The 26,761-nt window shown below is 60.4% G+C and carries 20 protein-coding genes and 2 tRNA genes; 3 read left to right on the top strand and 19 right to left on the bottom strand.

Annotated features, from left to right (window positions below; genetic code table 11):
• Positions 1–34: 34 nt before the first annotated feature.
• From WC026_RS09390 to WC026_RS09360, 7 genes are read right to left on the bottom strand one after another with little or no spacing between them, the layout of a single operon-like run.
• Positions 35–316 (bottom strand): hypothetical protein, encoded by a 282-nt coding sequence (locus WC026_RS09390; RefSeq protein WP_372710632.1) that lies wholly within the window; start codon positions 314–316, stop codon positions 35–37.
• Positions 317–323: 7 nt separating this feature from the next.
• Entirely contained in the window at positions 324–1,202 is an 879-nt protein-coding gene (locus WC026_RS09385; RefSeq protein ID WP_372710631.1) for a peptidylprolyl isomerase, read from the bottom strand.
• Positions 1,203–1,205: 3 nt separating this feature from the next.
• Complete coding sequence (gene narI / locus WC026_RS09380; protein ID WP_372710630.1) at positions 1,206–1,955, bottom strand: respiratory nitrate reductase subunit gamma; 750 nt, start codon at positions 1,953–1,955, stop codon at positions 1,206–1,208.
• A gap of 16 nt (positions 1,956–1,971) precedes the next feature.
• Entirely contained in the window at positions 1,972–2,667 is a 696-nt protein-coding gene (narJ, locus tag WC026_RS09375) for a nitrate reductase molybdenum cofactor assembly chaperone (RefSeq protein ID WP_372710629.1), read from the bottom strand.
• Positions 2,667–4,193 carry a nitrate reductase subunit beta gene (gene narH, locus WC026_RS09370; protein ID WP_372710628.1) on the bottom strand — a complete coding sequence of 509 codons (1,527 nt, stop codon included), beginning with the start codon at positions 4,191–4,193 and terminating at the stop codon, positions 2,667–2,669. The genes narJ and narH overlap by 1 nt, the downstream gene beginning before the upstream one ends.
• A complete protein-coding gene (locus tag WC026_RS09365; protein ID WP_372710627.1) occupies positions 4,190–7,933 on the bottom strand; it encodes a nitrate reductase subunit alpha in 3,744 nt (1,247 codons plus the stop codon). Before WC026_RS09365 ends, narH begins: the two co-directional genes overlap by 4 nt.
• 16 nt (positions 7,934–7,949) lie before the next feature.
• A complete protein-coding gene (locus WC026_RS09360; protein ID WP_372710626.1) occupies positions 7,950–10,691 on the bottom strand; it encodes a nitrate/nitrite transporter in 2,742 nt (913 codons plus the stop codon).
• 719 nt (positions 10,692–11,410) lie between these two features.
• Between WC026_RS09360 and WC026_RS09355 the strand changes: the two genes are divergently transcribed.
• On the top strand, positions 11,411–12,730 hold the full coding sequence (locus WC026_RS09355; RefSeq protein ID WP_372710624.1) for a porin: 1,320 nt from the start codon (positions 11,411–11,413) through the stop codon (positions 12,728–12,730).
• A gap of 80 nt (positions 12,731–12,810) precedes the next feature.
• On the opposite strand, the gene WC026_RS09350 is transcribed toward WC026_RS09355, so the two are convergent.
• Both WC026_RS09350 and WC026_RS09345 read right to left on the bottom strand, forming a co-directional pair.
• Positions 12,811–13,011, bottom strand: a complete 201-nt coding sequence (locus tag WC026_RS09350; protein ID WP_372710622.1) for a hypothetical protein — start codon at positions 13,009–13,011, stop codon at positions 12,811–12,813.
• A 133-nt stretch (positions 13,012–13,144) separates the two neighbouring features.
• A tRNA-Tyr gene (locus WC026_RS09345) sits at positions 13,145–13,229 on the bottom strand.
• A 339-nt stretch (positions 13,230–13,568) separates the two neighbouring features.
• Here WC026_RS09345 and rlmB point away from each other — a divergent pair.
• Complete coding sequence (gene rlmB, locus WC026_RS09340; RefSeq protein WP_372710621.1) at positions 13,569–14,315, top strand: 23S rRNA (guanosine(2251)-2'-O)-methyltransferase RlmB; 747 nt, start codon at positions 13,569–13,571, stop codon at positions 14,313–14,315.
• A gap of 61 nt (positions 14,316–14,376) precedes the next feature.
• Here the strand turns inward: rlmB and WC026_RS09335 are convergent, their stop codons facing one another.
• A complete protein-coding gene (locus tag WC026_RS09335; RefSeq protein WP_372710620.1) occupies positions 14,377–14,691 on the bottom strand; it encodes a hypothetical protein in 315 nt (104 codons plus the stop codon).
• A gap of 174 nt (positions 14,692–14,865) precedes the next feature.
• On the bottom strand, positions 14,866–15,219 hold the full coding sequence (locus WC026_RS09330; protein WP_372710619.1) for a hypothetical protein: 354 nt from the start codon (positions 15,217–15,219) through the stop codon (positions 14,866–14,868).
• A gap of 325 nt (positions 15,220–15,544) precedes the next feature.
• Here WC026_RS09330 and WC026_RS09325 point away from each other — a divergent pair.
• A tRNA-Thr gene (locus tag WC026_RS09325) sits at positions 15,545–15,619 on the top strand.
• A gap of 141 nt (positions 15,620–15,760) precedes the next feature.
• Here the strand turns inward: WC026_RS09325 and cobA are convergent.
• The 8 genes from cobA to WC026_RS09285 all read right to left on the bottom strand — a co-directional run bounded on the left by cobA (position 15,761) and on the right by WC026_RS09285 (position 26,621).
• The gene (gene cobA / locus WC026_RS09320; RefSeq protein WP_372710618.1) at positions 15,761–16,522 is read right to left on the bottom strand and encodes a uroporphyrinogen-III C-methyltransferase; all 762 of its coding nucleotides are present in this window, start codon (positions 16,520–16,522) and stop codon (positions 15,761–15,763) included.
• Between the two features lie 240 nt (positions 16,523–16,762).
• Positions 16,763–19,423, bottom strand: coding sequence for a molybdopterin-dependent oxidoreductase (locus tag WC026_RS09315; protein ID WP_372710617.1), 2,661 nt, complete (start codon positions 19,421–19,423; stop codon positions 16,763–16,765).
• Between the two features lie 13 nt (positions 19,424–19,436).
• Complete coding sequence (nirD, locus tag WC026_RS09310) at positions 19,437–19,766, bottom strand: nitrite reductase small subunit NirD (RefSeq protein WP_372710616.1); 330 nt, start codon at positions 19,764–19,766, stop codon at positions 19,437–19,439.
• Between the two features lie 5 nt (positions 19,767–19,771).
• The gene (gene nirB / locus WC026_RS09305; protein WP_372710652.1) at positions 19,772–22,225 is read right to left on the bottom strand and encodes a nitrite reductase large subunit NirB; all 2,454 of its coding nucleotides are present in this window, start codon (positions 22,223–22,225) and stop codon (positions 19,772–19,774) included.
• Between the two features lie 20 nt (positions 22,226–22,245).
• Complete coding sequence (locus WC026_RS09300; protein ID WP_372710615.1) at positions 22,246–23,571, bottom strand: nitrate/nitrite transporter; 1,326 nt, start codon at positions 23,569–23,571, stop codon at positions 22,246–22,248.
• Between the two features lie 296 nt (positions 23,572–23,867).
• On the bottom strand, positions 23,868–25,091 hold the full coding sequence (locus tag WC026_RS09295) for a CmpA/NrtA family ABC transporter substrate-binding protein (RefSeq protein ID WP_372710613.1): 1,224 nt from the start codon (positions 25,089–25,091) through the stop codon (positions 23,868–23,870).
• Between the two features lie 2 nt (positions 25,092–25,093).
• On the bottom strand, positions 25,094–25,705 hold the full coding sequence (locus tag WC026_RS09290) for an ANTAR domain-containing response regulator (RefSeq protein WP_372710651.1): 612 nt from the start codon (positions 25,703–25,705) through the stop codon (positions 25,094–25,096).
• Between the two features lie 211 nt (positions 25,706–25,916).
• Positions 25,917–26,621 carry a lysostaphin resistance A-like protein gene (locus WC026_RS09285; protein ID WP_372710612.1) on the bottom strand — a complete coding sequence of 235 codons (705 nt, stop codon included), beginning with the start codon at positions 26,619–26,621 and terminating at the stop codon, positions 25,917–25,919.
• Between the last annotated feature and the right edge of the window lie 140 nt (positions 26,622–26,761).

Here is a 26,761-nt window from a genome sequence, read left to right as displayed (position 1 = left end):
GCGACGAAGTGCAAAACGGACGCCGCTCGATGGCTTATGCCGCAAGCTCCGGAAGCTCGCTCGATAGGATCGCGCGAACCGCCGCAAGTCCCGGGTCCTTGGCGCGATTCATAATGCTCATGAGCTGCACCCAGTGATCGTCCGAAGCTGCATTGAGGAAGTTCCGGACGGTCGTCGCAACGATGTCCGCGACAGGCCGCCCCTCGGCGTCGGCAGCGGTCGCCAGGCGCGTCTCGAGCGCAGGGTCGCCAAGAGCCGCGACAAGTTTCATCGCCACGGCGGGATCATCCAGAGAGTCGATCAGCTTGCCGAGCACGGGGACCTCACTGCACCAGCGGAGAATTTGCGCCGTCGAGCGGAATACCGCGGATGTCCGCTCGCCCGATCAAGAGCGCTATGTATTGCGCGGTCGCTTGCCGGCGCACGTGATCGTCGAGATAGGCTTCGATCCGCTCGCGCATGGCGTCGAACGGCAACGTTCTTCCCTCGATACGGCGGCAGAGCCGGATGACGTGAACGCCGTAGCGCGTTTCCACCGGCGCCGAGATTTCCCCCGGCGCAAGCGACACGAGAGCAGCCTCGAATTCTTCCGTCGTATCGCCGGGAGCGATCTGGCCGAGACTGCCTCCGACCGTCGCCGATGGGCAGGCCGACCATGCGCGCGCAAGATTGGCGAACTGGTCCGGCTCAGCCGCGAGCACGGCCGCGATGGACGCCGCCCTCTCGCGGGCGGCGGCGAAGGATGCGCTGTCATCCTGGCGCGCGCCGACGAGAATATGGTCGACCTCGTAAAGCGGCGGCGTCGCGAAGCGGCGAAGATTGTTCTCGTAGAAACGGCGCGACGTCGCCTCGTCGGCCACCGGAACGCGAACCTCCCGCTCGATCAGACCGCGCACCAGCGCATCGTCAACGGTTTCCTCTCGACTGTCCGCGTCGGTCTTTCGCTCCGCCGCGATATCGAGCTGTCGCGCCTCCTGAAGCAGCAACTCGCGAATGACGAGCGCGCGAGCTGCGGCAAGCCATCCCTCCCCTGGATTGCGCGACGGAAAGTTCTGCACCTCGGCCGCGATCGCCTTGGGCGCGATCACGACACCGTTGACGCTGACCTCAGGCATCGCAAGCGGCTCCGCAGGCCGCGGCGTCTTGGCCGCTCCTGCGGGGGGCGATTTTCCGGCGCCGTGATTGATGACGAGCGTTGTCATGACCTACTCCCCCGGACGGCCTGCAACACGTGCACGCATCGGCTGCAGCAACGACGGTCTTTTGCGCTTCAGACGCGTACGGACGACTTGATAGCCGGGGCGTCCGAGGTACCAGACAGGAGCGCTCCAGGCGTGAACCAATCGCGTGAAGGGGAATAGAAGAAAGATCGTCATGCCCAAAAAGAGGTGCGCCTTGAAGATCGGGTGCACGTCGGCGACGTACTGCGCGGCGGACGGCTGGAGCGTCAGGATGCCCTGCGCCCAATCCATGAACTTCACCATCTCGTGGCCGTCCATGTGCTCGAGCGAAACGAAGATCGTCGACAGACCGAGCGAGAGCTGTACCCAGAGGATCAGCAGGATCGCGGTATCGCTGAAGCTCGACGTCGCGCGAATGCGCGGATCGAACAAGCGGCGATGAGCGAGAAGCGTGATGCCGATGAAGCAGGCAATGCCTGCGATGCCGCCGGCAGTAATGGCGAGGCCTTGCTTGAAACTATGACTGACGCCGAGAAAATCGAAAACCCAGATCGGCGTCAGCAGGCCGACGAAATGCCCGCCGAAAATCGTCAGGATACCGACGTGAAACAGGTTCGAGCCCCAGCGCAGCTGGCGCTTGCGCAGAAGCTGCGACGAGCCTGTCTTCCACGTGTACTGCTCGCGATCGAAACGGACGAGGCTGCCAAGCAGAAAAATCGTCAGGCAGAAATAAGGATACCAGCCGAAAAAGACGGAGTTGATGGTCTCGGACATCGCTCTCTCCCGCGCGTCAGGTCGTGGACTGGCGGACATCGCGCCGCCCGGCCCGCATCTGGATTCTCAATCGATCGACGGAACAGCCACCCGTGGGCTCCCCTGGGCCGAAGGTGACCGCCGTCTCCTCCCAGGCCGCATCGAGCGCGGCGTGGTCATCGAGCCCGGCATCCGTATCGTCGATCGCCTGATCGTTTGTCGCGACGTGGCGTCCGACGATCCCCAGGATGGCTCCGAAGACGGATGCGTACGGCGATCCTCTGTGCATGAGCCGTTCCTCGAGCGCCGCGATGATGTGCGCCGTGTTCGTCAATAGCTCCCGGGCTTCCTCGATCGGCTGCGTCGACAGATATTCGAGGAAGAGAGGCAGATAGTCCGGCAGCTCGTTTGCATCGAGCAGCAGCCCGTGCTTTTCGTAGAGCGCCGCGAGGTCCACCATCGCCTGCCCACGGTCGCGGCTTTCGCCGTGAACATGTTCGAAGAGATGCAGCGACAGCCGTTTGGTTTTGTCGAAGAGATCGACATAGTGTTCCTGCAGCTCGTAGAGATCCGCGCTTTCAAGCCGTGTCAGGAACGGCTCCATCTCGCGGAGAACGCCGGCATCGAGCATATTCTCCGCCTTGATGGCGTCGCGGATACCACCGACTTCCGTCTGCAGCACTTCGCTCGGATAAGTGAGCAGCGCCGAAAGCGCCTTGAGAGTAATCGTCATCACGCGACCTCCATCGGATTGCGGGCTTTCTTCGTCTGCTTCGTCGCGAAGAGGTTAGCTTCGGAAGAACCACCAGAGCAGCCATTGCCGAAGGTAAAGCCGCACGAACCGCGAAGATCGTAAGCGTCCTCGCCCCATTCGCGATGCGCGGTCGGAATGACGAAGCGATCTTCGTAGTTCGCCAGCGCCATCACCTTGTACATATCTTCGATGGCCGCGCCGCTCAGACCAACCTCGGTCGCGATACGCTCGTCGATGCGCCCGTCGATGGTTTTCGCCCGCATGTAGCCACGCATGGCAAGCATGCGCTCAAGCGCCAGCGCGACCGGCTCCTCTTGTCCTGCCGTGAGCAAATTGGCGAGATACTTGAGCGGAATGCGCAGCGAGCGCACATCCGGCATATCGCCATTGAGCCCCATCTTGCCGGCGGCGGCAGCCGATTGAATCGGCGACAGCGGCGGCACGTACCAGACCATCGGAAGCGTGCGGTATTCGGGATGAAGCGGGAAAGCGACTTTCCACTCCATTGCCATCTTCCAGATCGGCGAATGCTTCGCCGCTTCAAGCCAGGCGTCGGGAACGCCGTCGGCGCGGGCCTGCGCGATGACCTTCGGATCGTTGGGATCGAGGAACAGATCGAGCTGCGCCTGGTAGAGATCCTTTTCATCCGGAGCCGACGCAGCAGCCTCGATGCGATCGGCATCATAGAGCAGAACGCCGAGATATCGGATGCGGCCGACGCAGGTTTCCGAGCAGACCGTCGGCTGGCCAGACTCAATACGCGGATAGCAGAAGATGCACTTTTCCGACTTACCCGACGACCAGTTGTAATAGATCTTCTTGTAAGGGCAGCCCGAAACGCACATGCGCCAGCCGCGACACTTATCCTGGTCGATAAGCACGATGCCGTCCTCTTCGCGCTTGTAAATCGCGCCGGACGGGCAGACCGCGACGCACGCCGGATTGAGGCAATGCTCGCAGAGCCGCGGAAGGTACATCATAAACGTGTTTTCGAACTGGCCGTAGATCTCTTTCTGAATCCCTTCGAAGTTTGCATCCTTCGACCGCTTCTCAAATTCGCCGCCGAGGATTTCCTCCCAGTTCGGACCCCACTCGATCTTCTCCATGCGCTTGCCGGAGATGACCGAACGCGGCCGCGCGGTCGGAAACGCTTTCGATTCCTTCGCCGTGTGCAGATGCTCGTAATCGAAGGTGAACGGCTCATAATATTCGTCGATTTCCGGCAAATCCGGGTTGGCGAAGATGTTGGCAAGCACCCGCCACTTGGCACCGAGCTTGGGCTCGATGTTGCCGTTCTTCTTGCGGACCCAGCCGCCGTTCCACTTCTTCTGGTTTTCCCATTCGCGCGGATAGCCGATGCCGGGTTTCGTCTCGACGTTGTTGAACCACGCGTATTCGACGCCTTCGCGGCTCGTCCAGACGTTCTTGCAGGTGACGGAGCACGTGTGGCACCCGATGCATTTATCGAGGTTCAGCACCATCGCGATTTGAGCACGGATTTTCATTCTGCGGCCTCCACCGGCGCATTGGTTTCCAAAGGTCCTTCGAGCCAATCGACTTCCGCCATTTTGCGAACGACGATGAATTCGTCGCGATTGGAGCCGACGGTTCCGTAGTAGTTGAAGCCATAGGCCTGATGAGCGTACCCGCCGATCATATGCGTCGGCTTCAGCACGGTGCGCGTCACCGAGTTATGGATGCCGCCACGGTTGCCGGTGACTTCCGAGCCCGGCGTGTTCACGATCTTCTCCTGCGCATGATACATCAGCATCATGCCTTCGTTCACACGCTGCGAGACGACAGCGCGTGCTGTGAGAGCGCCGTTGGCGTTGAAGACTTCGACCCAGTCGTTGTCGACAATGTCTGCCTTCTTCGCGTCGGTCTCGGAAAGCCAAACGACCGGACCGCCACGATTAAGCGTCAGCATCAGCAAGTTGTCGGTATAGGTAGAGTGAATGCCCCACTTCTGATGCGGCGTGATGAAGTTGAGCACGATCTCCTTATTGCCGTTCGGATGACGGCCCTTCACGCCAGGGATCGTCTTGAGATCGATGGGCGGCTTCCAGGTGACGAGCCCTTCGCCAAAGGCCCGCATCCAGAGATGATCCTGATAGAGCTGTTGCCGTCCCGTGAGCGTGCGCCATGGGATCAACTCGTGAACGTTCGTGTAGCCGGCGTTGTAGCAAACGCTTTCGCTCTCGATGCCCGACCACGTCGGCGACGAGATGATCTTGCGCGGCTGAGCCTGAACATCGCGGAAGCGAATCTTCTCGTCTTCCTTCGGCACCGCAAGGTGCTTGTGTTCGCGGCCGGTCGCCTCCGAAAGAGCCTCCCACGCCTTGACCGCGACTTCGCCGTTGGTTTCCGGCGCGAGCATGAGGATGACCTCCGCCGCGTCGATATCGGTATCGATGACAGGCAGCCCCTTGGCAAAGCCTTCGCGACGGGTGCCGCTCAGCGCGCCGAGAGCCGCAACTTCATGATCGGTGTTCCAGGAGATGCCCTTCCCACCGTTGCCGATCTTCGTCATCAGCGGCCCAAGAGCCGTGAACTGATCGTAGATGTGCGCATAGTCGCGCGTTGCGACGGAGACCGAGCACATCGTCTTCCCGGGGATGGGCGCGACTTCGCCGCGCATCCAGTCCTTCACGTCGAACGGCTGGGCGATTTCAGCCGGGCTATCGTGTTGGATCGGCGTCAGAACGACGTCCTCTTCGACGCCGAGAACTTCAGGCGCGATCTCCGAGAACGCTTTCGCAATCCCCTTGTAAATCTCCCAGTCTGACCGCGCTTCCCAGGCGGGATCGACCGCAGCCGAGAGCGGGTGAATGAAGGGATGCATATCCGACGTGTTGAGGTCGTTCTTCTCGTACCAGGTGGCGGTCGGCAGAACGATGTCGGAATAGACGCACGTCGTCGACATGCGGAAGTCGAGGGTCACGAGCAGGTCGAGCTTGCCTTGCGGCGCCGTGTCGTGCCAGGCGACCTCGGTGTTGCGAACGGCTCCCTCGGGTCCGAGATCCTTGCCGACGACACCGTTCTGCGTACCGAGCAGATGCTTCAGGAAATACTCGTGGCCCTTGCCCGACGAGCCGAGCAGGTTCGACCGCCAGACGAACATGTTGCGCGGCCAGTTGGCGGGATCGTCCGGATCGTGACAGGAAAGCTCGAGTTCACCCGTCGACAGAGCCTTCGCGACATAGTCCTTCGGCGCGAGACCGGCGGCCTTTGCCTTCTTCGCGATATCGAGCGGGTTTTGCTTGAGTTGCGGAGCCGACGGCAACCAGCCCATGCGTTCCGCCCGCACGTTGTAATCGATCAGGCTTTGGTTCCAATTGCCCTCGGGCGCCGTCGGCGACAGAATTTCGGCCGCCGTCACCGTCTCGTAGCGCCACTGGTCCGAGTGCGCATAGAAGAACGACGTTCCATTCATGTGCCGGGGCGGCCGGTGCCAGTCGAGCCCGAACGCCAGCGGCGTCCAACCCGTCTGTGGACGGAGCTTTTCCTGTCCCACGTAGTGCGACCAGCCGCCCCCCGACTGGCCGATCGCACCGCAGAATACCAGAAGATTGATGATCCCCCGGTAAGCCATATCCATGTTGAACCAGTGATTGATTCCCGCGCCGATGATCACCATCGAACGGCCGTTGGTCTTTTCCGCGTTCAAGGCGAACTCGCGCGCGACCGCCAGGATCGCATCGCGTTTGACGCCTGTGACGCGTTCCGCCCAAGCCGGCGTAAACGGCACGTCCTCATCATATGAGGTCGCCACGTGATCGCCGCCGAACCCGCGGTCGAGGCCGTAGTTCGCCATCATCAGATCGTAGACGGTTGCGACTTTCGCCTCGCTGCCGTCGGCAAGCTTGATCCTGCGGAAAGGAATATTCCGGGTCAGAACCTCGCCGTGGTTGGTGGAGACGAAATGCTCGGTCGCACGCCCGCCGAAGTAGGGGAAATCAACGGCCGCGATCTCGCACCCGCCGCCTGCAAGCGTCAGCTTGAGACGGACGTCGGAGCCTTTGCCGTCTTTCTCCTCCAGGTTCCATTTGCCGTGCTCGCCCCAGCGGTAACCGACGGAGCCGAGAGGCGCCACGATGCCATCGGTGCTCTCGTCGATCGCGACCGTCTTCCATTCCGGATTGTTGCTCTCGCCGAGCGCACCATCGAGTTCCGAGGCGCGCAGCAGGCGGTCCGGCACCAGCTTGCCCTTTTGCTCTGTCAGGCGGACCAGGAACGGCATGTCCGTGTAACGCCGCATGTAATCGTCGAAATAGGGAACCTGCCGGTCGAGATAGAACTCGCGCAGGATGACGTGGCCCATCGCGAGAGCCAGCGCCGCGTCCGTTCCTTGCTTCGGATGGAGCCAGATATCGGCGAACTTGGTTGCTTCCGCATAATCCGGAGTGATGACGGCGCTCTTTGTGCCCTTGTAGCGGGCCTCCGTGTAGAAGTGCGCGTCGGGCGTCCGCGTCTGCGGAACGTTCGAACCCCAGAGAATGATGAAACCGGCATTATACCAATCGGCGCTTTCGGGAACGTCGGTCTGCTCACCCCAGGTTTGCGGGCTCGACGGTGGCAGATCGCAATACCAGTCATAGAACGACAGACAGACGCCGCCGATCAGCGACAGGTAGCGTGCGCCGGAGGCATACGACACCATCGACATCGCCGGGATCGGCGAGAACCCGACGACGCGGTCAGGGCCGTGCGCCTTCACCGTGTAGGCGTTGGAAGCGGCGATGAGTTCGTTGACCTCGTCCCACGTGGCGCGCACGAAGCCACCATGGCCACGGATCGAGACGTAGGACTGACGCTTCTCGGGGTTTTCGACGATCGAAGCCCAGGCCGCGACGGGCGACAGCTTTGCGCGTGCCGCGCGCCAATGCTTCAAGAGCCGGCCGCGGATCATCGGGTATTTCACCCGCGCGCCGGAATAGAGATACCAGCTGTAGGACGCGCCGCGCGCGCAACCGCGAGGCTCGTGGTTCGGCAAGTCGGGGCGCGTGCGCGGATAGTCCGTCTGCTGCGTTTCCCAGGTGACGATGCCGCCCTTGACGTAAATTTTCCACGAGCACGATCCGGTGCAGTTCACGCCATGTGTCGAGCGCGCGATCTTGTCGTGCTGCCAGCGCTTGCGATAGCCGTCTTCCCACGAACGGTCCTCGTTGGTCACGATGCCATGGCCATCCGAGAAGCTGTCGACGGTCTTGCGGAAAAAAGTCAATCGATCGAGAAATTGTGACATTGATATTTGTCCTTGACTACTTGGCTACGGACGTACGGATCGTTGCGCGTCTCGCTTGCTCGACGTCGTAGAGAAGTCCGCCTCTTCGCGCGTAGACGAACCAAGTGAGAGCGATGCAGCTCACGTAGAAGGCGAGGAAGCTCCAGAGCGCCGCCTCAGGCCCGCCAGTGAGCGCGATCGATGAGCCGTAGCTCTTCGGAATGAAGAAGGCGCCGAAGGCTGCGATCGCTGAGGTGAAGCCGGTGATCGCGGCGGCTTCCCGTTCCCCTTGCTGGCGGCGCGTCTCGGCATCGGCGGCGGGCATCAGGCGGACCATCTCCTTGCTCATGATCGCGGGGATCATCTGGAACGTCGACGCGTTACCGACCCCCGTTGCGAAGAAGAGCAGCAGGAACGAGCCGAAGAAGCCTGCGAACGCGTTCGGCTGATCCTTGATGCCGATGAACCAGAGAACGCCGGCGACACCGATCGTCATCAGAGTGAACGCAGCGATCGTGACGCGGGCGCCGCCGTATTTATCGGCCAGCCATCCGGAGCCGGAGCGCGACAGCGCACCGACGAGCGGGCCGAGGAAGGCGAGTTGCAGCACGTTGACATCGGGAAACAGGATCTTGGTCAGCAGCGGGAAGCCGGCAGAATAGCCGATGAACGAGCCGAAGCAGCCGGTGTAAAGCCAGCACATGATCCAGTTGTGCTTCCGCTGGAAGATCACCGCCTGCTCGCTGAACGAAGCCTTGGCGGAGGCGATGTCGTTCATGCCGAACCAGGCCGCGAAGGCCGAGAGTGCGATGAACGGCACAAAGAAGAAGCCGGCATTCTGCAGCCAGAGCGGAGCCGGTTGGCCTGCCGCATCTTTGACCATGGCCGGATCACCGCCCAGCCAGCCGAAGATTCCGGCCGTGATGGCGAGCGGGACTGCGAACTGCACGACGCTGACTCCGAGATTTCCGAGACCGGCGTTGAGTGCGAGCGCGTTGCCTTTCTCCGACTTCGGGAAGAAGAAGGAGATGTTGGACATCGACGATGCGAAGTTGCCGCCGCCGAAGCCGCAGAGAAGCGCCAGGATCAGCAGCACCACGTAGGGCGTATCGGGATTCTGCACGGCATAGCCAATTCCGAGCGCCGGAATGATGAGCGACCAGGTGGCAAGCGTCGTCCACAGCCGGCCTCCAAAGATCGGCACCATGAACGAATAGAAGATACGCAAAGTAGCGCCCGAAAGCCCGGGAAGTGCCGCAAGCCAGAAGAGCTGATCGGTCGTGAAGGTAAAGCCGACCAGCGGCAGCTTGGCGACGACCACCGACCACACCTGCCAGATGGCAAACGACAGCAGGAGCGACGGAATCGAAAGCCACAGATTGCGCCGCGCGATGCGACGGCCCTTCTCGGCCCAGAACCCGGCATCCTCCGGTCGCCAGTCGGTAAGCACCGCCTCACTCGCGCGCACCGCACGCTTCGGCTTCGGCATCCCCTGCATCTCGGGGAACGGCGGCAACTCTCCGAGCGCCTTGCCGGCTGCGGAGCGTTCCATCAGACCGACGGACACGTACATCCAGATCAACGAACCGCTGACGATGAGGAAGAGCGCCATGAAGCAGCTCGTCCACAGGCCCGTGAGATCGAGAAGAAGCCCGAAGAAGATCGGCAGCACGAACCCGCCGAGACCGCCGATCATGCCGACCAAGCCACCGACCGCGCCGACGTGCTCGGGATAGTAGACGGGGATGTGTTTGTAGACCGCGGCCTTACCGAGAGCCATGAAGAAGCCGAGGACGAAGACCGTCACAGTGAAGGTGACGAGGCCCATCTCGATATGGAAGTTTACGGGTCCGTGCGTGCTATGCACGACATAGTCGGTCGGCGGATAGGACAGCAGGAACGTGGCGACCACGCTGACCAGAAAAGTCCAGTAGAGAATGCGACGTGCCCCGTACGTATCCGAAAGATGCCCGCCGTAAGCACGGAAGATGCTGGCCGGTACCGAGAAAAATGCCGCGATCATGCCGGCCGTTCTAATGTCGAGGCCGTAGACGTTGATGAGATATTTCGGCAGCCAGAGCGCCAGCGCGACAAAGGCGCCGAACACGAAGAAGTAATAGAGCGAGAAACGCCAGACCTGCACGTTTTTCAACGGTTCAAGTTCGAGCCAGGCGCTCTTCGGCCTCACGCCAGAGCGGCGACGCTCGACGGTGATCGGATCGTCTTCGGACGTGAACCAGAAAATAGCCGCCATGACCACAAGCGCGGCCGCCCAAACCTCGGCGACCATCTGCCAGCCGTAAGCGATGAGCACGAATGGCGCGAGAAACTTGGTGACTGCGGCGCCAACGTTGCCGGCGCCGAAGATGCCGAGCGCCATACCTTGCCGTTCGGCCGGAAAAAAGCGCGACACATAAGGAACGCCGACGGCGAACGCCCCACCTGCGATACCGACGCCGAGCCCGGCGAGAAGCATCTGCGGATAGGTGTGGGCGTAGGTGAGCAGGTAGGTCGCAACCGCAGCCGCAAGCATCGTTAGCGTGAAAACGACGCGGCCGCCGTAGCGATCAGCCCAGATACCGAGCGCGATACGCGACAATGAACCAGTGAGGATCGGCGTGCCGACCATGAGACCAAACTCGGTCTCATTCAGTCCCAGCTCCTTTCCGATCCGGATGCCGATGATCGCGAAGATGGTCCAGACTGCAAAACAAACGGTAAAAGCGATCGTACTGACGCTTAGGATCTGTACGGATTTTGGCTGAGCAGTTGACTGCATTCGGTGCCTCTTCGCGGATCGCGACTGGTTGAACCATATGCAGCTGTGTTCATATTTCCGATTTGGCGCTCTGACGGAAATCAATGGTATTCGCGTCAATTGTCACATGTATCGCATTCCGATTTACATCCGGACGCCACGCCGGAATTCTGCAAGGCGTAGAAATGACAGGAGAATCCTTTCCGGCTTGGGCGTGTGTTTCCAGGCGAAGCCGAGACGTTTTGTTGCAGAATGCAGCAATACAAAACGCTGCATCGGACTCATTCTGCTCACGACAAGAACGGCACCGAAGATCGCAAGACGAAAACCGCGTCGCGCGCGCCGTGTCCCGGCACGTCGCACTTGGAGCATGTCGCCCTCGGCGAAGCGATCGCAGGGTGCCAGTATCGATTCTAAGCCGCCTTGGCGGCGAACGCACACCCTCTCCCTGATCGATGCGGCCTTCCGGCCTCTCTCTGTAGCTAAAGTTTGCCAACTTGACTTTGGTCAAGTCGCCAGATGACAGAATCTGATGCTACCTTAACGTCGGTGTATAGGCCCAGATAAGGCCATTTCGCCAACTTGCGACGTGCGCGGAATGGCATCTTCAGCAACAGAGCAAATACGGTCCTCTTGTCCAAAGGCAAAGCCGAGACACAGGAAACGCCTGCCACGCTGCAGCGATCTCCAACGTCCAATATCGAACACTCCAATATCAAAGCAGTCTGGGGGACACTTCAATGGCGCGATTTTCTTTCGGGCGCATCATTCCGGCAGCCATCGCAGTCCTCGCCGCCGCAGGCCTTTCTACAGGCGCTCGCGCGGCCGATCTCGGCGGCAATTGCTGCGCCGACCTGGAGGAACGAATTGCCGAACTCGAAGCGACCACCGCGCGCAAGGGCACACGCAAGGTTTCGCTGACCATATCGGGCTATGTTGCCCAGGAGGTGACGTGGTGGGACGACGGCGGCGAAAGCAATGTCTACCTGCACGGTCTCGGCCCGACCCAGGCCTCGCACGTGAAATTCACGGGCGAAGCGAAGATCGCTCCCGGTTGGACGGCCGGCTACGCGATGCGCATCCAGAACCTTAGCGACAATCCCTTTGGCAGAAACGCATCGACCGGCGCGGCGATGAACCAGTTCAGCCCTGAGTACAATCAGGGGCTCAACGTCCAGATGTCGTATTGGTATGTGCAGAGCAAGGAACTCGGTAAAGTCAGCATCGGCAGGCAGGCGAATGCCGCAAAGAGCGCCGCGATGTTCACAGACCAATCCGGCACCCAAGTCTTCGACAACTATACGTTCCTGTCCGGATTTCCGCAGTTCATCGTCCGCAGCGGCGGCAACCTCGCTCCGGCGTCGCTGACGTGGGGGCAACTGGGATATTGCTATTCGCAAGGCTCGCCGCTCGGCGGCGACTGCGACGGCCTTGTGATGAATGCCGTCCGCTACGACAGTCCGGTCTTTGCGGGCTTCTCCGCATCCGCAAGCTGGGCGGAGGATGACGACTGGGAAATCGCCGCCCGCTACACCGGCCAGTGGGACGGATTCAAGATCTTGCTTGGCGTCGGCTACTCGGAAAATACGGCAGAAAACATCGCCGCTGCATTGCCCGCAGGCAGTAAAAAGGACTCGACCTTTTTCCAAGCCGGCGGTTACGTCGAACACATCGCGACCGGTCTTTTCGTTCATGGCGCCTACGGCCGCGAGGACAATAGCGACACTCTTCTGCCCGGCAACGTGACGCCTCCGAACAGCAATCATTGGTACGTCAAATCAGGCATCCGGAAGAAATGGACGCCACTGGGCGCGACCATCGTCTACGGCGATTTCGCGGAATACAGCGACCAGCTCGGACCCGGGGCTCTTGCGCTCGGCGCGACCTCGAGCACGCTGCATCGCTACGGCGGCGGCATCGCTCAGGAAATCGACGCTGCGGCAATGACCGTCTATCTGAAGTATCAGCATTACGAGGCGGACGTCGAAGGTCTTGCTCCGACAGTCGGCAAGCTAGATAGCGCCGACTTCGTTAGCACGGGCGCGCTGATCAACTTCTGACGGAGCGCGCTCGAACACCTCGTTTACATCCGAGCATGACCACTCGCCGCCGCAACCACTGGGGCTGCGAAGAACCTCGATCACGAAAGCTCCGCATAGCGTTCCGCGACCGCGCGCCGGGCAGCAATCCCGCGCGGGTCAACCGGGATGCGAGTCCCGGTTGAGAGCTTCACCGTCTCGCGCGGATCGCGCATGAGGAACCGCACCGGAACGCGCCGTTCGAGATACCAGTACCACCGGCGCCTGACCGAGATTGCAGGCTTCAGTTGTCTCTGCCGCATGCCTCTTCGAGTCCCGCAACCGGCGGATGCTCGAATGTCCGCACAATTGTCTGCGCGCCACCACGGGCTATCCGGTAGCCACCGTTACAAGCGGTATTTATGTTTTTATTTCTGAGGCTTCCGGATGATTTATTGGTGGAGAGGGCTGGATTCGAACCAGCGTAGGCGAAGCCAACGGATTTACAGTCCGTCCCCTTTAGCCACTCGGGCACCTCTCCATGACCGCAGGCGCGTACCCACAGTCAAAATGAAAGCGCCCCGCCAATCAAGGCAGGGCCTTCGCCCGGGTTATCTTCACGGGGGCCTTCCCTGTCAATCGGAAAAGCTGCAAAGTCCAACGGTTACGCTTTCACACACCGGACCCGAGCCCAAGGCGCGGGCGCAGATGGGAACCGGAGCCGCAGGCGCCGCCATGCCGGCCAAACCACACAATCGCGAGAAACACCCTGTCCAAGGACCAATATAAAAAGCCGTGGCGCGACAAAAATCGCTTTTCGGCATCAGCCGGCAATCGCCCGCATAGACCTCAACGCGCAAAAACGCCGCACAGCAACCCTGTGCGAGAGCCGTCAGGTGACAATGCGGAAGGTCCGCTCCTGCTCTTTGGGCTGCATGCTGTCGAGGCCGCTGTAAAGAACCCCGCGCGACGCATTCATCGCCTTTTGCTGACGGAAAACGCTGAGCGCCGGCTGACGGACGCCATCGGTCCGCTCACCGCCAAGATCGATCGCATGACCCCACGCGACCTCGATCGCCTCCTCGGTCCCGACACCGTCCATCAGGGCGTCGCACTCGAAACGGAACCGCTACCCGAACCAGACTGGGACGAACTGGCGCGCATTTCCGATGGCCGGCCGCTGATCGTGCTCGATCAAGTCACAGATCCGCACAACGTCGGCGCGATCCTCAGATCTTCCGCCGTGTTCGGCGCCAGCGGCCTCGTGATGACGCATCGCCATAGCCCGCCGCTCAACGGCGTGCTCGCTAAATCCGCCTCAGGCGCGCTTGAGTTCATCCCGGTCGCGTTGGTGGCAAATCTTGCGCGCGCGCTTGAAGAGCTGCGCGAGGCAGGTTTTGCGGTCGTCGGTCTGGATGGCGACGCGGATACAGCGATCGAGGACCTCGACTGGTCGCGACCAACGGCACTCGTCATGGGCTCCGAGGGCAAGGGCCTGAGGGAACTGACGCGCAAGAGATGCGATACGCTGGCGAGGATTTCAACGGACGGCCCGGTTGCGAGCCTCAACGTCTCGAACGCGGCCGCCATCGCCCTCTACGCCGCGATGCGTGCCCGGCGAAAATAAAAAGCCAGCGCGAAGTTCTCGCGCCGGCTCGATCGTCTCAGCGTGTTCGTTTCGAACCGCTTCAGTCGCAGATCAGCGGGCGCTCGCAGACATAGCGGCCGCCACGGCAAATCGTGTCACCGAATTCGTTTTCGAAGCAGCGGCGCGGTGTGCGGTGGCACCGTTCCTCTCCGCGGTAGCAGCGGTCGTCATAGCGCGAATAGTAGCGCGGTCCGCGAGCACTGTCGGCGATCGCGGCACCAACGCCGAGACCGATAATGCCCGCCGCTATGCCAACACCCACGTCACGCCCGCGAGCTTCAGCCTGCGGAGCTGCCGCCAGCGCCAAGCCGCCGGCAACCGCAAGCGCCATCAATCCGTGTACAAATCGTTTCATCATTGGCCCTCCTGGTGCCGCAACGGCCGTGCATCATCCACGATGCGCGGCGCATGCTCTATGCGGCTCGAATCTCTCAGTAGCAATAAGGCTCTAAGAAACATTGAAATACGGCGCGATCACGCGGAGCTTGCGGCCGCCCGATGGCATATTTCCGTACGGGAGATGAACGACTTACCAGTCACCCCGGCGGTGCCCGCCGTAGTGGCGACGATGCCATTCGACATGACGGTAACGGCGTTTCGTGGAGCCCCACGCCCCATAGTACGGCGGCAAGTGGCCCCGGAAGCGATTGACGCGGCGCGGTCCCCACTCGCCTGAGTTGTAGTAGGGATAATAACCACGCGGATCGTAATAATAGTGATAATAATCGTCGAGAGCGTCCGCACGGCCCGGATCAAACTGATGTTGCCGCAGGTCGGGACGGTGCAGGGCGTCGAAAGCTGACGCCGCTTGAGTGCCGACGAACAGCGCCGCGCCAACGACAGTTACAGCGACAGTTGCGGCGAGCAGGGATTTCGTGGGCATTGCAAACTCCCAAGTGGACACGGCCTAGCGGCGCCTAAACAGCCCCAGCGCGTCAGAATCGTTTGCCCAAGATTAACCCAAGATCGCCTTAACGCCATGACACATGGCGCTAAGGGACACGATTTCGCTCAGCCGTAGCATTCCTGCCCGCCTACGCGGCCTGCCGACCTTGTGACGTTTGACGCAAAGTCTCGGCGTTACGAGGATACAAAGTTGACTGCTTTGGTCGCCTTGCCGATAGGTCGGCATGCCAGCCACGGTTGACATCGAAACCTCAATGAGCGAGGTCTCGCCCGTCGCCTCGTATGTCCTTTGCGGGCGTTGTGCCGGCTTAGCACAGTGGTAGTGCACCTGATTTGTAATCAGGGGGTCGCAGGTTCAAATCCTGCAGCCGGCACCAATAAAAATCAGACCTATCATGAAATTTTGTAAGGCGCCCCGCTGGTACGTTTGTACCACGAAGCGCGCGATCCTCGGCAAGACCTCGACAGAGCGAAGTCTCGCGCTGACTCAAAGCCAACGACCGCTGACAGTTGGGACGTCAAATGAAGTCCGATGGTGCGATAGTCTCTTGCGCGGCCCGAGGTGTGGAAGGTTCGTTGGCATAAACCGCGCCGACCCCAATGATCAGAGGCGCCGAACGATCGAAGGCGGCAATGATTGTCTCGAGTTGCCCCAGTTCCCCACGAGCGATCTGCTGGCTATCCCGGCTCAGCGATGCGGCGATGCCGACCGGGGTGTTGCTCGGCGCTCCGTGCGCGATTAGTCTGGCGACGATTTCTCCGGCCAAAGGCGCACCCATGTAGAAAACCGTCGTAGCCGATGGGTCGGCGATCTGGCGCCAGTCAAGATCTTCCGGTAGGCCACCGTTCTTGGAGTGGCCAGTGACGAACCTCACCGACTTCGCATGATTGCGGTGCGTAAGAGAAATTCCGAAGGCGGCGGCCATCGCCGAGGCGGCCGTGATGCCGGGCACGATCGAAACTTCAATGCTCGCCGATTCGAGATAGGATATTTCCTCGCCGGCTCGACCGAAGATCGCCGGGTCTCCGGCCTTAAGCCGGACGACGTGCTTGCCGGCCTGCGCGTGACGCACCATCAAGTCATTGATGACGTCTTGTCGACAGCTCGGCCGGCCACCCCTTTTGCCGACGCAGATGAGTTCTGTTTCCGAACCTGCCAGTGCGAGAATGGCATCGGAGACAAGCGCGTCGAACAGGATGACATTCGCGCTGCTGATTGTGCGCAACGCCTTTATCGTCAGGAGTTCGGGATCGCCTGGACCCGCACCGACGAGCGTCACTCGCCCATGTCGTGGCCAACGTTGCGTGTCAACACGAAGTGGCGGCAAAGCCGCAATGAATAGACGATGCAGATCAGCGACGAACGTGACACCCGCTCTCAATACGTTTTCGACAATCTTGAGCTGAGCACGACCTGCACTCGAAGCGCCGCGTATCAACGAAGTTGCAAATATGTGCATTTGGCAATCCTCGACCCTGGCTGTCGTTGCTTCAATCTCGGCGAGGTTGATTTCAATGAATCACTCCGCTGCTTCGAATTTCTGCGCTTCGATGATGTTTCTGATCTCGGCCCGGCAAGAGCCACAATTCGTGCCGGCTTGAAGAGTTTCGCCGACTGCCGAAACCGTGCGGCAACCGCGCCGAGCGGCCTCGGCGATTTCGTTGGCGCCGACGCCGAAGCACGAGCAAACCGTCGCGCCCTTGTCGGCGCCGCCCGCGCCGGGGCGTCCGGCGATGACTGAGAACCGCGCGCGTGCATTGGGATGCGCGGCGGCAAGTTGCGCGACCGCCCAATCCCGCGACACGGCAACGGGCTCAGAGGCAAGAAAGAGCGCGCCCAAAAGATTTCCGCCATCGTAGCAGGCGAAACGGTAACGCGAGCTTTGGCGATCATGGAAAGAAATGGTCTCTGCATCAGGAGTGGCGCCAAACAAGGTATCCGCGAACGCTGTCCAATCCCCACGCTGAGCGGCAAAACCGAGTTCGACACGCCACCCCTCGCTGCATTTTGCGAGCGCCCAATATTCAGCGCCGATGTGCTCGGGCTTGCGAGCGAGAACCGCGAAGCCATACGCCGCCGCGATGAATCGTTCGACGCGAACGGCGATGTTCTTGGATGCGGGCTGACCGGAAACCGGATCCACGACGGACGGCGCCAACGTATCAACGCGTGCTTTGGAAGCGAATTGATCGGTCCAATGCATCGGAACGAAAATCGAGCCCGGTTGCTGGCGTGCCGAGATCAACGCCCGAACGAGAATGGCCGCGGAGCCTGTCGATACGCGAACGAGATCGGCATCCTTTATATTGGAGTGCGCGGCGTCCTCGGGATGGATCTCGACAAACGGCTCCGCATAGTGCTGCGAGAGACGCTGGCTTTTCCCCGTGCGCGTTAGCGTATGCCAGTGATCGCGGATGCGTCCGGTATTGAGGGTCATCGGGAAGGCCGAGGTCGTTCTCGGCGAGCCTTCGAAAGCAACGGCGATGAACCGCGCTTTGCGATCGGGCGTGAAATAATTGCCGTCGGCAAAAAGCCGCTGTCTTGAATTCGATGCGATAGGGCGCGGCCATTGAAACGGTTCGAGCCTGTCGAAATCCGAACCGCAGATGTTCGCGAATGCGCCGATATCGAAAGCGCGCGCACCATCATTCTCGAATGCGGACAGCGCCGCATGCTCCGCGAAAATTTCCGAGGGTGTCGCGTAGTCAAACGCCGCACCAAAGCCCATGCGCTTCGCGACTTGGCTCATAATCCACCAATCCGGACGCGCTTCGCCCGGCAGCGGCAGGAAGCACCGTTGCCTGGAAATCCGCCGCTCCGAGTTGGTGACGGTGCCGCTTTTCTCACCCCATCCAGCGGCCGGCAACTGAATGTGGGCATGCCGCATGGTGTCGTTATTTGCAATGACATCCGAGACAACGACGAACGGACAGTTGCGAATAGCCTTTTCGACGTCGCCGGCGTCAGGCATCGAGACGACGGGATTTGTCGCCATGATCCAAAGCGCTTTGATGCGGCCGTCCGCGACGGCGCGGAACATATCGACGGCCTTGAGACCGGCTTTTTCGGCAATTACCGGCGATTGCCAGAAGCGCTGAACGCGATCGCGATCTTCGGCCTTTTCGATCTCCATATGTGCCGCGAGCGTGTTCGCGAGTCCGCCAACCTCACGGCCGCCCATCGCATTCGGTTGTCCTGTCACAGAGAAGGGCATCGCGCCGGGTTTTCCGATGCGGCCCGTTGCGAGATGACAATTGATGATCGCGTTGACCTTATCCGTGCCGCACGAGGATTGGTTGACGCCCTGGCTGAAGACTGTGACGACTTTTTCGGTTCGAGCAAAGAGAGCAAAAAATTTTTGAAGCGTGGCTTGACCGAGGCCAGTCCGCTCGATGAGCGTCAACGCACCGAACGCGGCCGCCGATGTAAGCGCTTCTGCAAATCCCGATGTGTGGGTTGCGACGAAATCCCGGTCAACCGATCCTGTTTCACTCAAATATTTGAGCAAGCCGACTAAAAGTGCGATGTCGCCATCCGGCTTGATGGGCAGATGCATGTCGGCGATGTCGGCGGTCATCGTGCGGCGCGGATCGATCAGAACGATTTTTAGATCGGGTCGCTTCTCTTTGGCCGCGACGATGCGCTGATAGAGGACGGGATGACACCACGCGAGATTTGAGCCGACGAGCACGATGAGATCGGCGAGTTCGAGATCCTCGTAGCAACCGGGAACGATATCCGCACCGAACGCGCGTTTATGTCCCGCAACAGACGATGCCATGCACAGCCGCGAGTTGGTGTCGATATTCGCGGAACCGATGAAGCCCTTCATCAACTTGTTGGCGACGTAGTAGTCTTCCGTCAACAATTGACCGGAGACATAAAACGCGACTGAGTCCGGCCCATGCTCGGCGATCGTTTCTGAAAAGCGTGTTGCGACGAGATCAAGCGCCGCGTCCCAGCTCGTCTTTTGGCCACCGACTTGCGGATAAAGCAGCCGATCATCCAGATCGACCGTTTCGCCGAGTGCAGAGCCTTTTGAGCACAGCCGGCCGAAATTCGCCGGATGATCTGCGTCTCCCCGAACCGTCACCTTGCCATCGGGCAGCGCCTCCGCAACAATGCCGCAGCCGACACCGCAGTACGGACACGTCGTCTTGGTGGATTGCGACACGGTCATCGGGCTTTCCGCCTCATGCCGCACGATCGGCGTTGGCAGTCACCGCGATGAAGATCTTGTCGCCTTCGATCCTGATGGGGATCGTCCGAACTACGCCTTCATCCGCGCCGAGTGCTTTTCCCGTTTCGAGAGAGATAACCCAGTTGTGCAGTGGGCAGGTGACGGCGGCGCCGTGCACAATCCCTTGGCTCAAAGGACCGCCCTTGTGCGGGCAATGATCGTCGATCGCAAACACGCGATCCTCCGCTGTGCGGAATACCGCGATCTTTCCTTGTGGTGTCTCGACACACCGCGCGCCACGGCGAGGAATATCGGTGATGCTGCCAACTGCGACCCAGATCATGCTTGTCACTCCGCCGCCTGCGCCATGCCGACCGTCGCCATCGGCTTGAACTCATGCTTGTGAAGACCGGAAACGCGCTCCGACCAGGGATCAACCTGCGCGAATTTTTGCGAGTAGACGAAGCGCTCGAAGTAGCCCTTGCGCTTTTCGAGATCATCGAGCACCTGCCGGCGGATCTCGGCGATGGTGATACGCTTTGCCCATTTGTAGATGCGCTCGAGATAGCGCGCCTGCTCGCGATACATCTGGACGAGCGCGACGATGACTTCGAGAGCTTCGTCCTCGGCTTTAACGAGCCCCAGAATCTCGGTGCCCTTGATGTCGAGGCCCGCCGCTCCAGCGAAATGGATTTCGTAGCCGGAATCGACGCAGATGGCTCCGACGTCCTTGCACGTCGCTTCCGCGCAATTGCGCGGACAGCCCGACACCGCCATCTTGACCTTCGCGGGCGTCCAGGAACCCCACATGAACTTCTCGATGCGGATGCCAAGGCCGGTCGAATCCTGCGTACCGAACCGGCACCAGTCGGTTCCGACGCAGGTCTTCACGGTGCGCAGTCCCTTGGCATAGGCGTGACCTGAAACGAAACCGGCCTTACCGAGATCGGCCCAGACGGCGGGCAAGTCCTCCTTTTTCACGCCCAGCATATCGATGCGCTGGCCGCCGGTGACCTTGACCGCCGGGATGTCGAATTTGTCGACGACGTCGGCGATGGCACGCAGCTCATTCGCATTTGTCACCCCGCCCCACATGCGCGGCACGACCGAATACGTACCATTTTTTTGGATGTTGGCGTGCACACGCTCGTTGATGAAGCGTGACTGATAGTCGTCGGCATATTTTCCCGGCCAATGGCACACGAGATAGTAGTTGAGGGCAGGGCGGCACTTGGCGCAGCCGCACGACGTCGTCCATTCCAGTTCCTGCATGACGGCGTAGATGCTCTGGAGACCCTTGGCTGTGATCAGCCGACGTACCTCGTCGTGACCGAGCGTCGTGCATCCGCACATCGGCTGGACAGCCGCGGGATTATAGGAATCGCCCAGCGTCAAAGCCATCAGCTGCTCGACGAGGCCCGTACATGATCCGCATGACGCCGATGCTTTCGTGTGCGCGCGCACATCGTCGAGTGACGTCAAACCCTTTTTTTGAATTTCGCTGACGATCCTGCCCTTGCAAACGCCGTTGCAGCCGCAGATTTCTGCGTCATCGGGCAAGGCTGCAACGGCCGCCATAGGGTCCAGGGGGGCACCTCCCTGATAGGCTTGGCCGAAGATCAATGTCTCGCGCATCTCCGAGATATCGATCTGCTTCTTCTTCAGGTCGTTGAACCATGCGCCGTCGGCTGTCTCGCCATAAAGAACGGTGCCGATGATGCGGTTGTCTTTGAGGACGAGGCGCTTGTAGACGCCAGCCGACGCATCGCGCAGAACGATTTCGTGCCGATCCTCGCCGTCGGCAAAATCGCCGAGGGAAAAAAGTTCGATGCCGGTGACCTTCAATTTTGTTGGCGTATCACTGTGCACGAAAGCCGCCGCACTCGCTTCGTCGGCCAGGTGTGCGGCGGCGACGCGGGCCATCTCATAAAGTGGCGCAACGAGGCCATAGACGTGGCCGCCGACTTCCGCGCATTCGCCGAGCGCGAAAATGTTGCGATCCGAGGTTCGCATTCCGGCATCAACGACAATGCCGCGATTGCTGGCGAGCCCCGCATTTTTCGCAATACCCGCGTTCGGTTTGATGCCGGCCGCCATGACCACAAGCGTTGCCGGAATGATGCGGCCGTCCGCTAGTTCGACACCCTCGACCTTCTTGTCGCCGAGGATTGCCTTCGTATTGGCCTTGCAGAAGACCTTGATGCCGCGATCCTCGATGGCTCTTTCGAGAAGGTAACCGGCCGCGGGGTCCAGCTGCCGCTCCATCAGCGTCGGCATGAGATGCAGAACGGTGACGTCCATGCCCTGCGCTTCGAGACCTGCGGCGGCCTCTAGTCCAAGAAGACCGCCGCCAATGACGACGGCTTTTGCGCGCGACTGAGCAGCAAGCAGCATGGCGTTGACGTCATCGAGATCGCGATAGCTCAGCACGCCCGGCAGATCGTTGCCCGGCACGGGCAAGATGAATGGCACCGATCCGGTCGCGATGACGAGCTTGTCGTAGGGTTCGACGACGCCGTGGTCGGACGTGACGGTCCGGGACGCGCGATCGATGGCAACGATCTTGTGACCCTTGTAGAGCGTGATGCCGTTCTTGATGTACCACCCGTCGCCGTGGATGATGATCTGCTCGTAGCTTTTCTCGCCAGAAAGAACCGGCGACAGCATAATGCGATCGTAATTGACGCGGTGTTCGGCGTTGAAGATGGTCACGCTATAGCGACCCGGTGCGCTCTCGAGCAGATGCTCGAGCATACGACCCGGCGCCATTCCATTGCCGACGACCACAAGTTTTTCCATCATGCTTCCGTCGTGTCCTGTGCTCATGCCCGGCCTCCTATCGGCGTCATTTGAGCTTCGGAGACGGAGCGCTTTGCGGTCGCGGCGCTCCTGCTCCGCTCGATTCCGCGGATGGAGATGTGCATCCACACCAGCAGCATCATGACAATGACGAAGAGCAGCATGAAGCAGCTCGTCCAAAGTCCGGTCAGCTGGTTGAGGAAGCCGAAGGTAATTGGCAAAACGAAGCCGCCCAAGCCGCCGATCATGCCAACGAGGCCACCGACCGAACCGACGTTCTCAGGGTAATACATCGCGATGTGCTTGAAGACGGCGGCTTTGCCGATACTCATGAAAAAGCCGAGAACGAAGGCAATTCCAATGAAGACCAACGGGCTGATTTCAAAGTGCGCTGAAATCAGGCCATGCGTTCCGTGCAGCACGTAGTCCGTCGGCGGTAGCGACAAGGCCAGCGTCGCGATCGCGGACACGCCGAAGCACCAGTACATGACAGTGCGGGCGCCGACGCGGTCCGATAAGACGCCGCCATACGCGCGGAAAATGCTCGCCGGAATGGAATACGCCGCGGCGACCATGCCGGCGGTTTCGATGTCGAAGCCGTAGACTCCGATCAGGTACCTCGGCAGCCACAGCGCAAGCGCGACGAAGGCACCGAACGCAAAAAAATAGTAGAGCGCAAATCGCCAGACCCGGATGTCCTTTAATGGTGCGAGTTCCAGCGCGTAGGGTTTGGGTGCGGCTCCGATGCGGCGGCGCTCGACAAGGACCGGATCGTCATTCGTCGTGAACCAGAATACGACGGCCGTGACCGCCAACACAGCTGCCCAAATCAGGGCGACCGACTGCCAGCCCCAGGCAACGAGCGCGAAGGGCGCGAGGAATTTCGTGACGGCCGCGCCGACGTTGCCGGCGCCGAAAATGCCGAGCGCAGTTCCTTGCTGTCCCGCTTCGAAGAAGCGCGACACGTAGGCAACGCCGACGGCGAAGGAGCCTCCAGCGAGGCCGACACCAAGTGCCGCTAACAACATTTGCGGATAGGTTTGTACGAAGGACAGCAGCACCGTTGCCACGCTGGCGGCCAGCATGTTCAGCGTAAAAACGACACGCCCGCCATAGCGATCCGTCCAGATTCCGAGGAAAATTCGGGCCAAGGAGCCTGTCAGGATGGGCGTGCCCACGAGCAAGCCGAACTCCGCCTCGCTCAGTCCGAGTTGATCCTTGATACGGATTCCGATGATGGAAAAGATCGTCCAGACCGCGAAGCAGGCTGTGAACGCGATGGTTGAGACCCAAAGGGCGCGCCCCGAGGCGTTGGACAACGTGAGAATAGATTGTTCCTCTGTGCGCATCGAATGCTCCTCGTCGCAGTGCGCGAAACAAAAAAGCTGCCGGCCAAGCACTCACACCCTTTACGGGGTTTGAAAGCTTGATCGGCAGCTTTGCCTAGTGAGCGCCCGTCATTGGACGCGAGTGAATCTAAGAGCGCAAATCGCGCCTCTTAGAGAGTTGAACATTACCCATCCAACTCAACTCGTTTGCACAGGGTGCGGGAGCGGAAATGACTTCGCAAGTCCAAACATTCGGCAATTTTGTTCGTCGTCGGCGTAAAATTTGTGCACTGCAGAGTGTCGAACGTCACAAGCGATTAACGCTTCTGGCTTTCGATGTAGGAGTCGAGCTTGCTTGGATCAAACAGACCGCCGTCGAAGAAGCCGTCGGGACCAAGCATGAGGCTTGCACCCGCTGAGCCGACGGGCGTGGCGATAGTGAGTGCGCCCTCGACCTTTGCGTTCGCGACCGGAAGCGCGATACCCAATGACTTCAATGCCGCACGATAAATGTCCGGCCGATAGCATTCATGCGCGATGCCCGCATTTTCTTCGCTGTGCGGTACTTGCCCCCAGCGGACCATTTGCGAATAGAACCAGAGTGCGTGACTTTTCCAAGGAAACGTCGCTGCTTTTGCAAACGGCATGAAGAAATCCGCGACAGTGACGGTGCTCGCCTCGTCAACTGGCAAACGCCCGTGTAGCGCCGGGAGCATCCACGCGGCTGGCTGTGCCACGTATGATTTCTCCGACAAGATCCGCGCGAGTTCATCTCTGTTCCCCGCCGCTCCGCACCATTCGGCCGATTTGCATAGGGCGCGGAGCAGCGCAAAGAGCGGATCTTGATTTTCTTGCGCCCACTGCGCACTGACGCCGAGGACTTTCTCTGGACTCGATCGCCATATCGCGGCCTTGACGGTCAGGATGTGTCCGTATCCCTGGAGCGCGGCGGCAGTATTCCAAGGCTCGCCGACGCAATAGCCATCGATGGTGCCGTTCGCCAATGCGGCCACCATTAAAGGCGGCGGGACAATGACGATTTCAATGTCTCGCGATGGATCGATGCCGCACGCCGCCATCCAATAGCGAAGCTCATAGTTGTGCCCGGAGTGTGGATGGACGACTGCGAAACGCAGCAGCGGCCGCGACTTCGACGCACGAGTCGCCACGACGGCCTTCAACGCGCTCCCGGACGCGACGGGATTGAAATTGGCTTCCCCTCCGTTCGCAGCGATCTCGTTCCACAGCGCATTGGATACCGTCACCGCGTTGCCGCCTAGACCGAGCGCCATCGGTACGATGGTCGGGACTGCAAGCGGTGTCAGTCCGAGATTGCAGGCGATCGGCATCGGCGCCAGAACATGCGCTACCTGGAAATGGCCAACAGCCAATCGGTCGCGAATGTTTGCCCACGACGTTTCGCGAACCAATGTGAGGTCTATGCCTTCGCCCTCGGCGAAACCCATTTCTTTCGCGATTACGAGAATTGCGCTGTCGAGGAGCGGCATGAAGCCCGCAGTTATCTGCTGCCTGCTCGCCATCGTCACGACTCCTTGTCCGGCGGGGCGAGAAGCCCGGCGGCCAGTATGAGGCTTTCAGCTATCTCGGAAATTTTGCGGTTCTGGTTCATCGCGGTCTTGCGCAACAGCGCGTAAGCCTGCGGCTCCGAAAGGCCGCGAGTCGACATGAGAATGCCTTTGGCGCGATCGAGGAGTTTGCGGTTCTCCAGCTCCGAGCGCGCTTCTTCGAGTTCTCGTGCCATGCGTGAAAAAGCATTGAAGCGGGTGATCGCCATATCGAGGATTGGCTTCACGCGCTCTTGCTTGAGGCCATCGACGATGTACGCCGATACACCCGCATCGACGGCCGCCTCGATCGAAGCCTTATCCGAACGATCGACAAACATCGCGATCGGACGCTTCACGGCGCGGGAGAGCTGGAACATATTTTCGAGCATATCGCGATTGGGATTCTCGAGATCGATGACAATGACGTCGGGCTCGATCTCCGCGATACGGTGCGCAATTCCCACGACATCGTGGACGACCGTCAGGTTGTCATAGCCAGCCTCGCGCAGCCCGGCTTCGATGACCGAGCCGCGAAGGCGATTCTCATCAATAACCAGTATAGAAAGGGGGTTCGGACCCGCCGGCATGTTCGTATCCATCAGCGCGACTGTCTCGCGTACATGATCCGTGGGTGGGGTCAACTACCCAAATTGCGCGTAAAGCCATGTGCAAGGATCGACGGCCGCTGTCGGAGCTTTAGTAGACGCATTGAAAAGACCAAGCAGGAGACTGCATCCTGACTTCCCTTTCGCAAAGCCTATCCCTTCATCAGAATCGGAGATCTGATTTCTGGAACTCTTAGATTGTTGAGTATTGAACGAGCCAGATGCCGTTGTAGACAACATGAAGCACGATGGCGGGCCAGATGGAATAAGTATTCCGAAACAGAGCGCCCGCTAAGATGCCGACCATAAATGCGTCCAGCAGGATCACGCTCGGCCCGTGGACGATGCCGAAGATCGCGGCGCTTCCGACCACTCCCGCCCACATCCCGTATCGGTTCAGGGCGTTGGCAACGATGCCACGGAACACAATCTCCTCGCCGAACGGCGTGACGAGCGCACCCGCCACGAGCAGAGCGACCAGAGACCACGTACCGGCCTTGGCAGCTGCCTGAAAGTCACCTTGGGTGTTCGGCTCTGTGATGAACAGAAAGTAAGTTCCCTCGATCAAGATGCTCAGGCCGAATGCCACGACGCCCAAAGCCGCGCCGGCTAGAAGCCACTTCCGGCTCGTCACTCGGAAGCCGAACGTGCGGAGGTCGCGAATGCGGATGACGAAAGCAGCCAGAAAGGCCAGCACGCCTGCGACACCGTTGGCCGCCATTCCGACGATGCCTCGTAAAGCCGCCTGCTCGTCGGGAGTCTGGAGGATCCAGAAGGCGAGCAAGCCGATGAGAATCAAGTAGGTGAGTAGAGCGATTACGATCTCCGGCCATCCCGGTCGTATTTCGCGTGCTGTCGTTGAGCACGCCGTCCTTCCGTTTGAAACCTGACCGGACATCGCGCGCTCCATTCTACTCTGCGCTCAACTCTCAAATGATCCGGTAAGCCATCTCGCCGAAATAACAGGAACAGCTCTGGCGAAAGCAATGGCTCCTGGCAGGTTGCCGGGAGAGACCGGATAGATCGTTAGGCCAGCGG

It is taken from the genome of Hyphomicrobium sp. (assembly GCF_041674905.1).
In the GTDB taxonomy this organism is placed as follows: domain Bacteria; phylum Pseudomonadota; class Alphaproteobacteria; order Rhizobiales; family Hyphomicrobiaceae; genus Hyphomicrobium_B.
The sequence above is the reverse complement of the archived record's forward strand: the minus strand, read 5'-3'. Positions and strand labels throughout refer to the sequence as shown.

Coding starts and splice junctions, on each gene's coding strand:
- WC026_RS09385 (WP_372710631.1), bottom strand. CDS start 1,202: ATGACAACGCTCGTCATCAATCACGGCGCCGGAAAATCGCCCCCCGCA.
- narI (WP_372710630.1), bottom strand. CDS start 1,955: ATGTCCGAGACCATCAACTCCGTCTTTTTCGGCTGGTATCCTTATTTC.
- narJ (WP_372710629.1), bottom strand. CDS start 2,667: ATGACGATTACTCTCAAGGCGCTTTCGGCGCTGCTCACTTATCCGAGC.
- narH (WP_372710628.1), bottom strand. CDS start 4,193: ATGAAAATCCGTGCTCAAATCGCGATGGTGCTGAACCTCGATAAATGC.
- WC026_RS09365 (WP_372710627.1), bottom strand. CDS start 7,933: ATGTCACAATTTCTCGATCGATTGACTTTTTTCCGCAAGACCGTCGAC.
- WC026_RS09360 (WP_372710626.1), bottom strand. CDS start 10,691: ATGCAGTCAACTGCTCAGCCAAAATCCGTACAGATCCTAAGCGTCAGT.
- WC026_RS09355 (WP_372710624.1), top strand. CDS start 11,411: ATGGCGCGATTTTCTTTCGGGCGCATCATTCCGGCAGCCATCGCAGTC.
- WC026_RS09350 (WP_372710622.1), bottom strand. CDS start 13,011: ATGCGGCAGAGACAACTGAAGCCTGCAATCTCGGTCAGGCGCCGGTGG.
- WC026_RS09335 (WP_372710620.1), bottom strand. CDS start 14,691: ATGAAACGATTTGTACACGGATTGATGGCGCTTGCGGTTGCCGGCGGC.
- WC026_RS09330 (WP_372710619.1), bottom strand. CDS start 15,219: ATGCCCACGAAATCCCTGCTCGCCGCAACTGTCGCTGTAACTGTCGTT.
- WC026_RS09315 (WP_372710617.1), bottom strand. CDS start 19,423: ATGACCGTGTCGCAATCCACCAAGACGACGTGTCCGTACTGCGGTGTC.
- nirD (WP_372710616.1), bottom strand. CDS start 19,766: ATGATCTGGGTCGCAGTTGGCAGCATCACCGATATTCCTCGCCGTGGC.
- nirB (WP_372710652.1), bottom strand. CDS start 22,225: ATGATGGAAAAACTTGTGGTCGTCGGCAATGGAATGGCGCCGGGTCGT.
- WC026_RS09300 (WP_372710615.1), bottom strand. CDS start 23,571: ATGCGCACAGAGGAACAATCTATTCTCACGTTGTCCAACGCCTCGGGG.
- WC026_RS09295 (WP_372710613.1), bottom strand. CDS start 25,091: ATGGCGAGCAGGCAGCAGATAACTGCGGGCTTCATGCCGCTCCTCGAC.
- WC026_RS09290 (WP_372710651.1), bottom strand. CDS start 25,705: ATGCCGGCGGGTCCGAACCCCCTTTCTATACTGGTTATTGATGAGAAT.
- WC026_RS09285 (WP_372710612.1), bottom strand. CDS start 26,621: ATGTCCGGTCAGGTTTCAAACGGAAGGACGGCGTGCTCAACGACAGCA.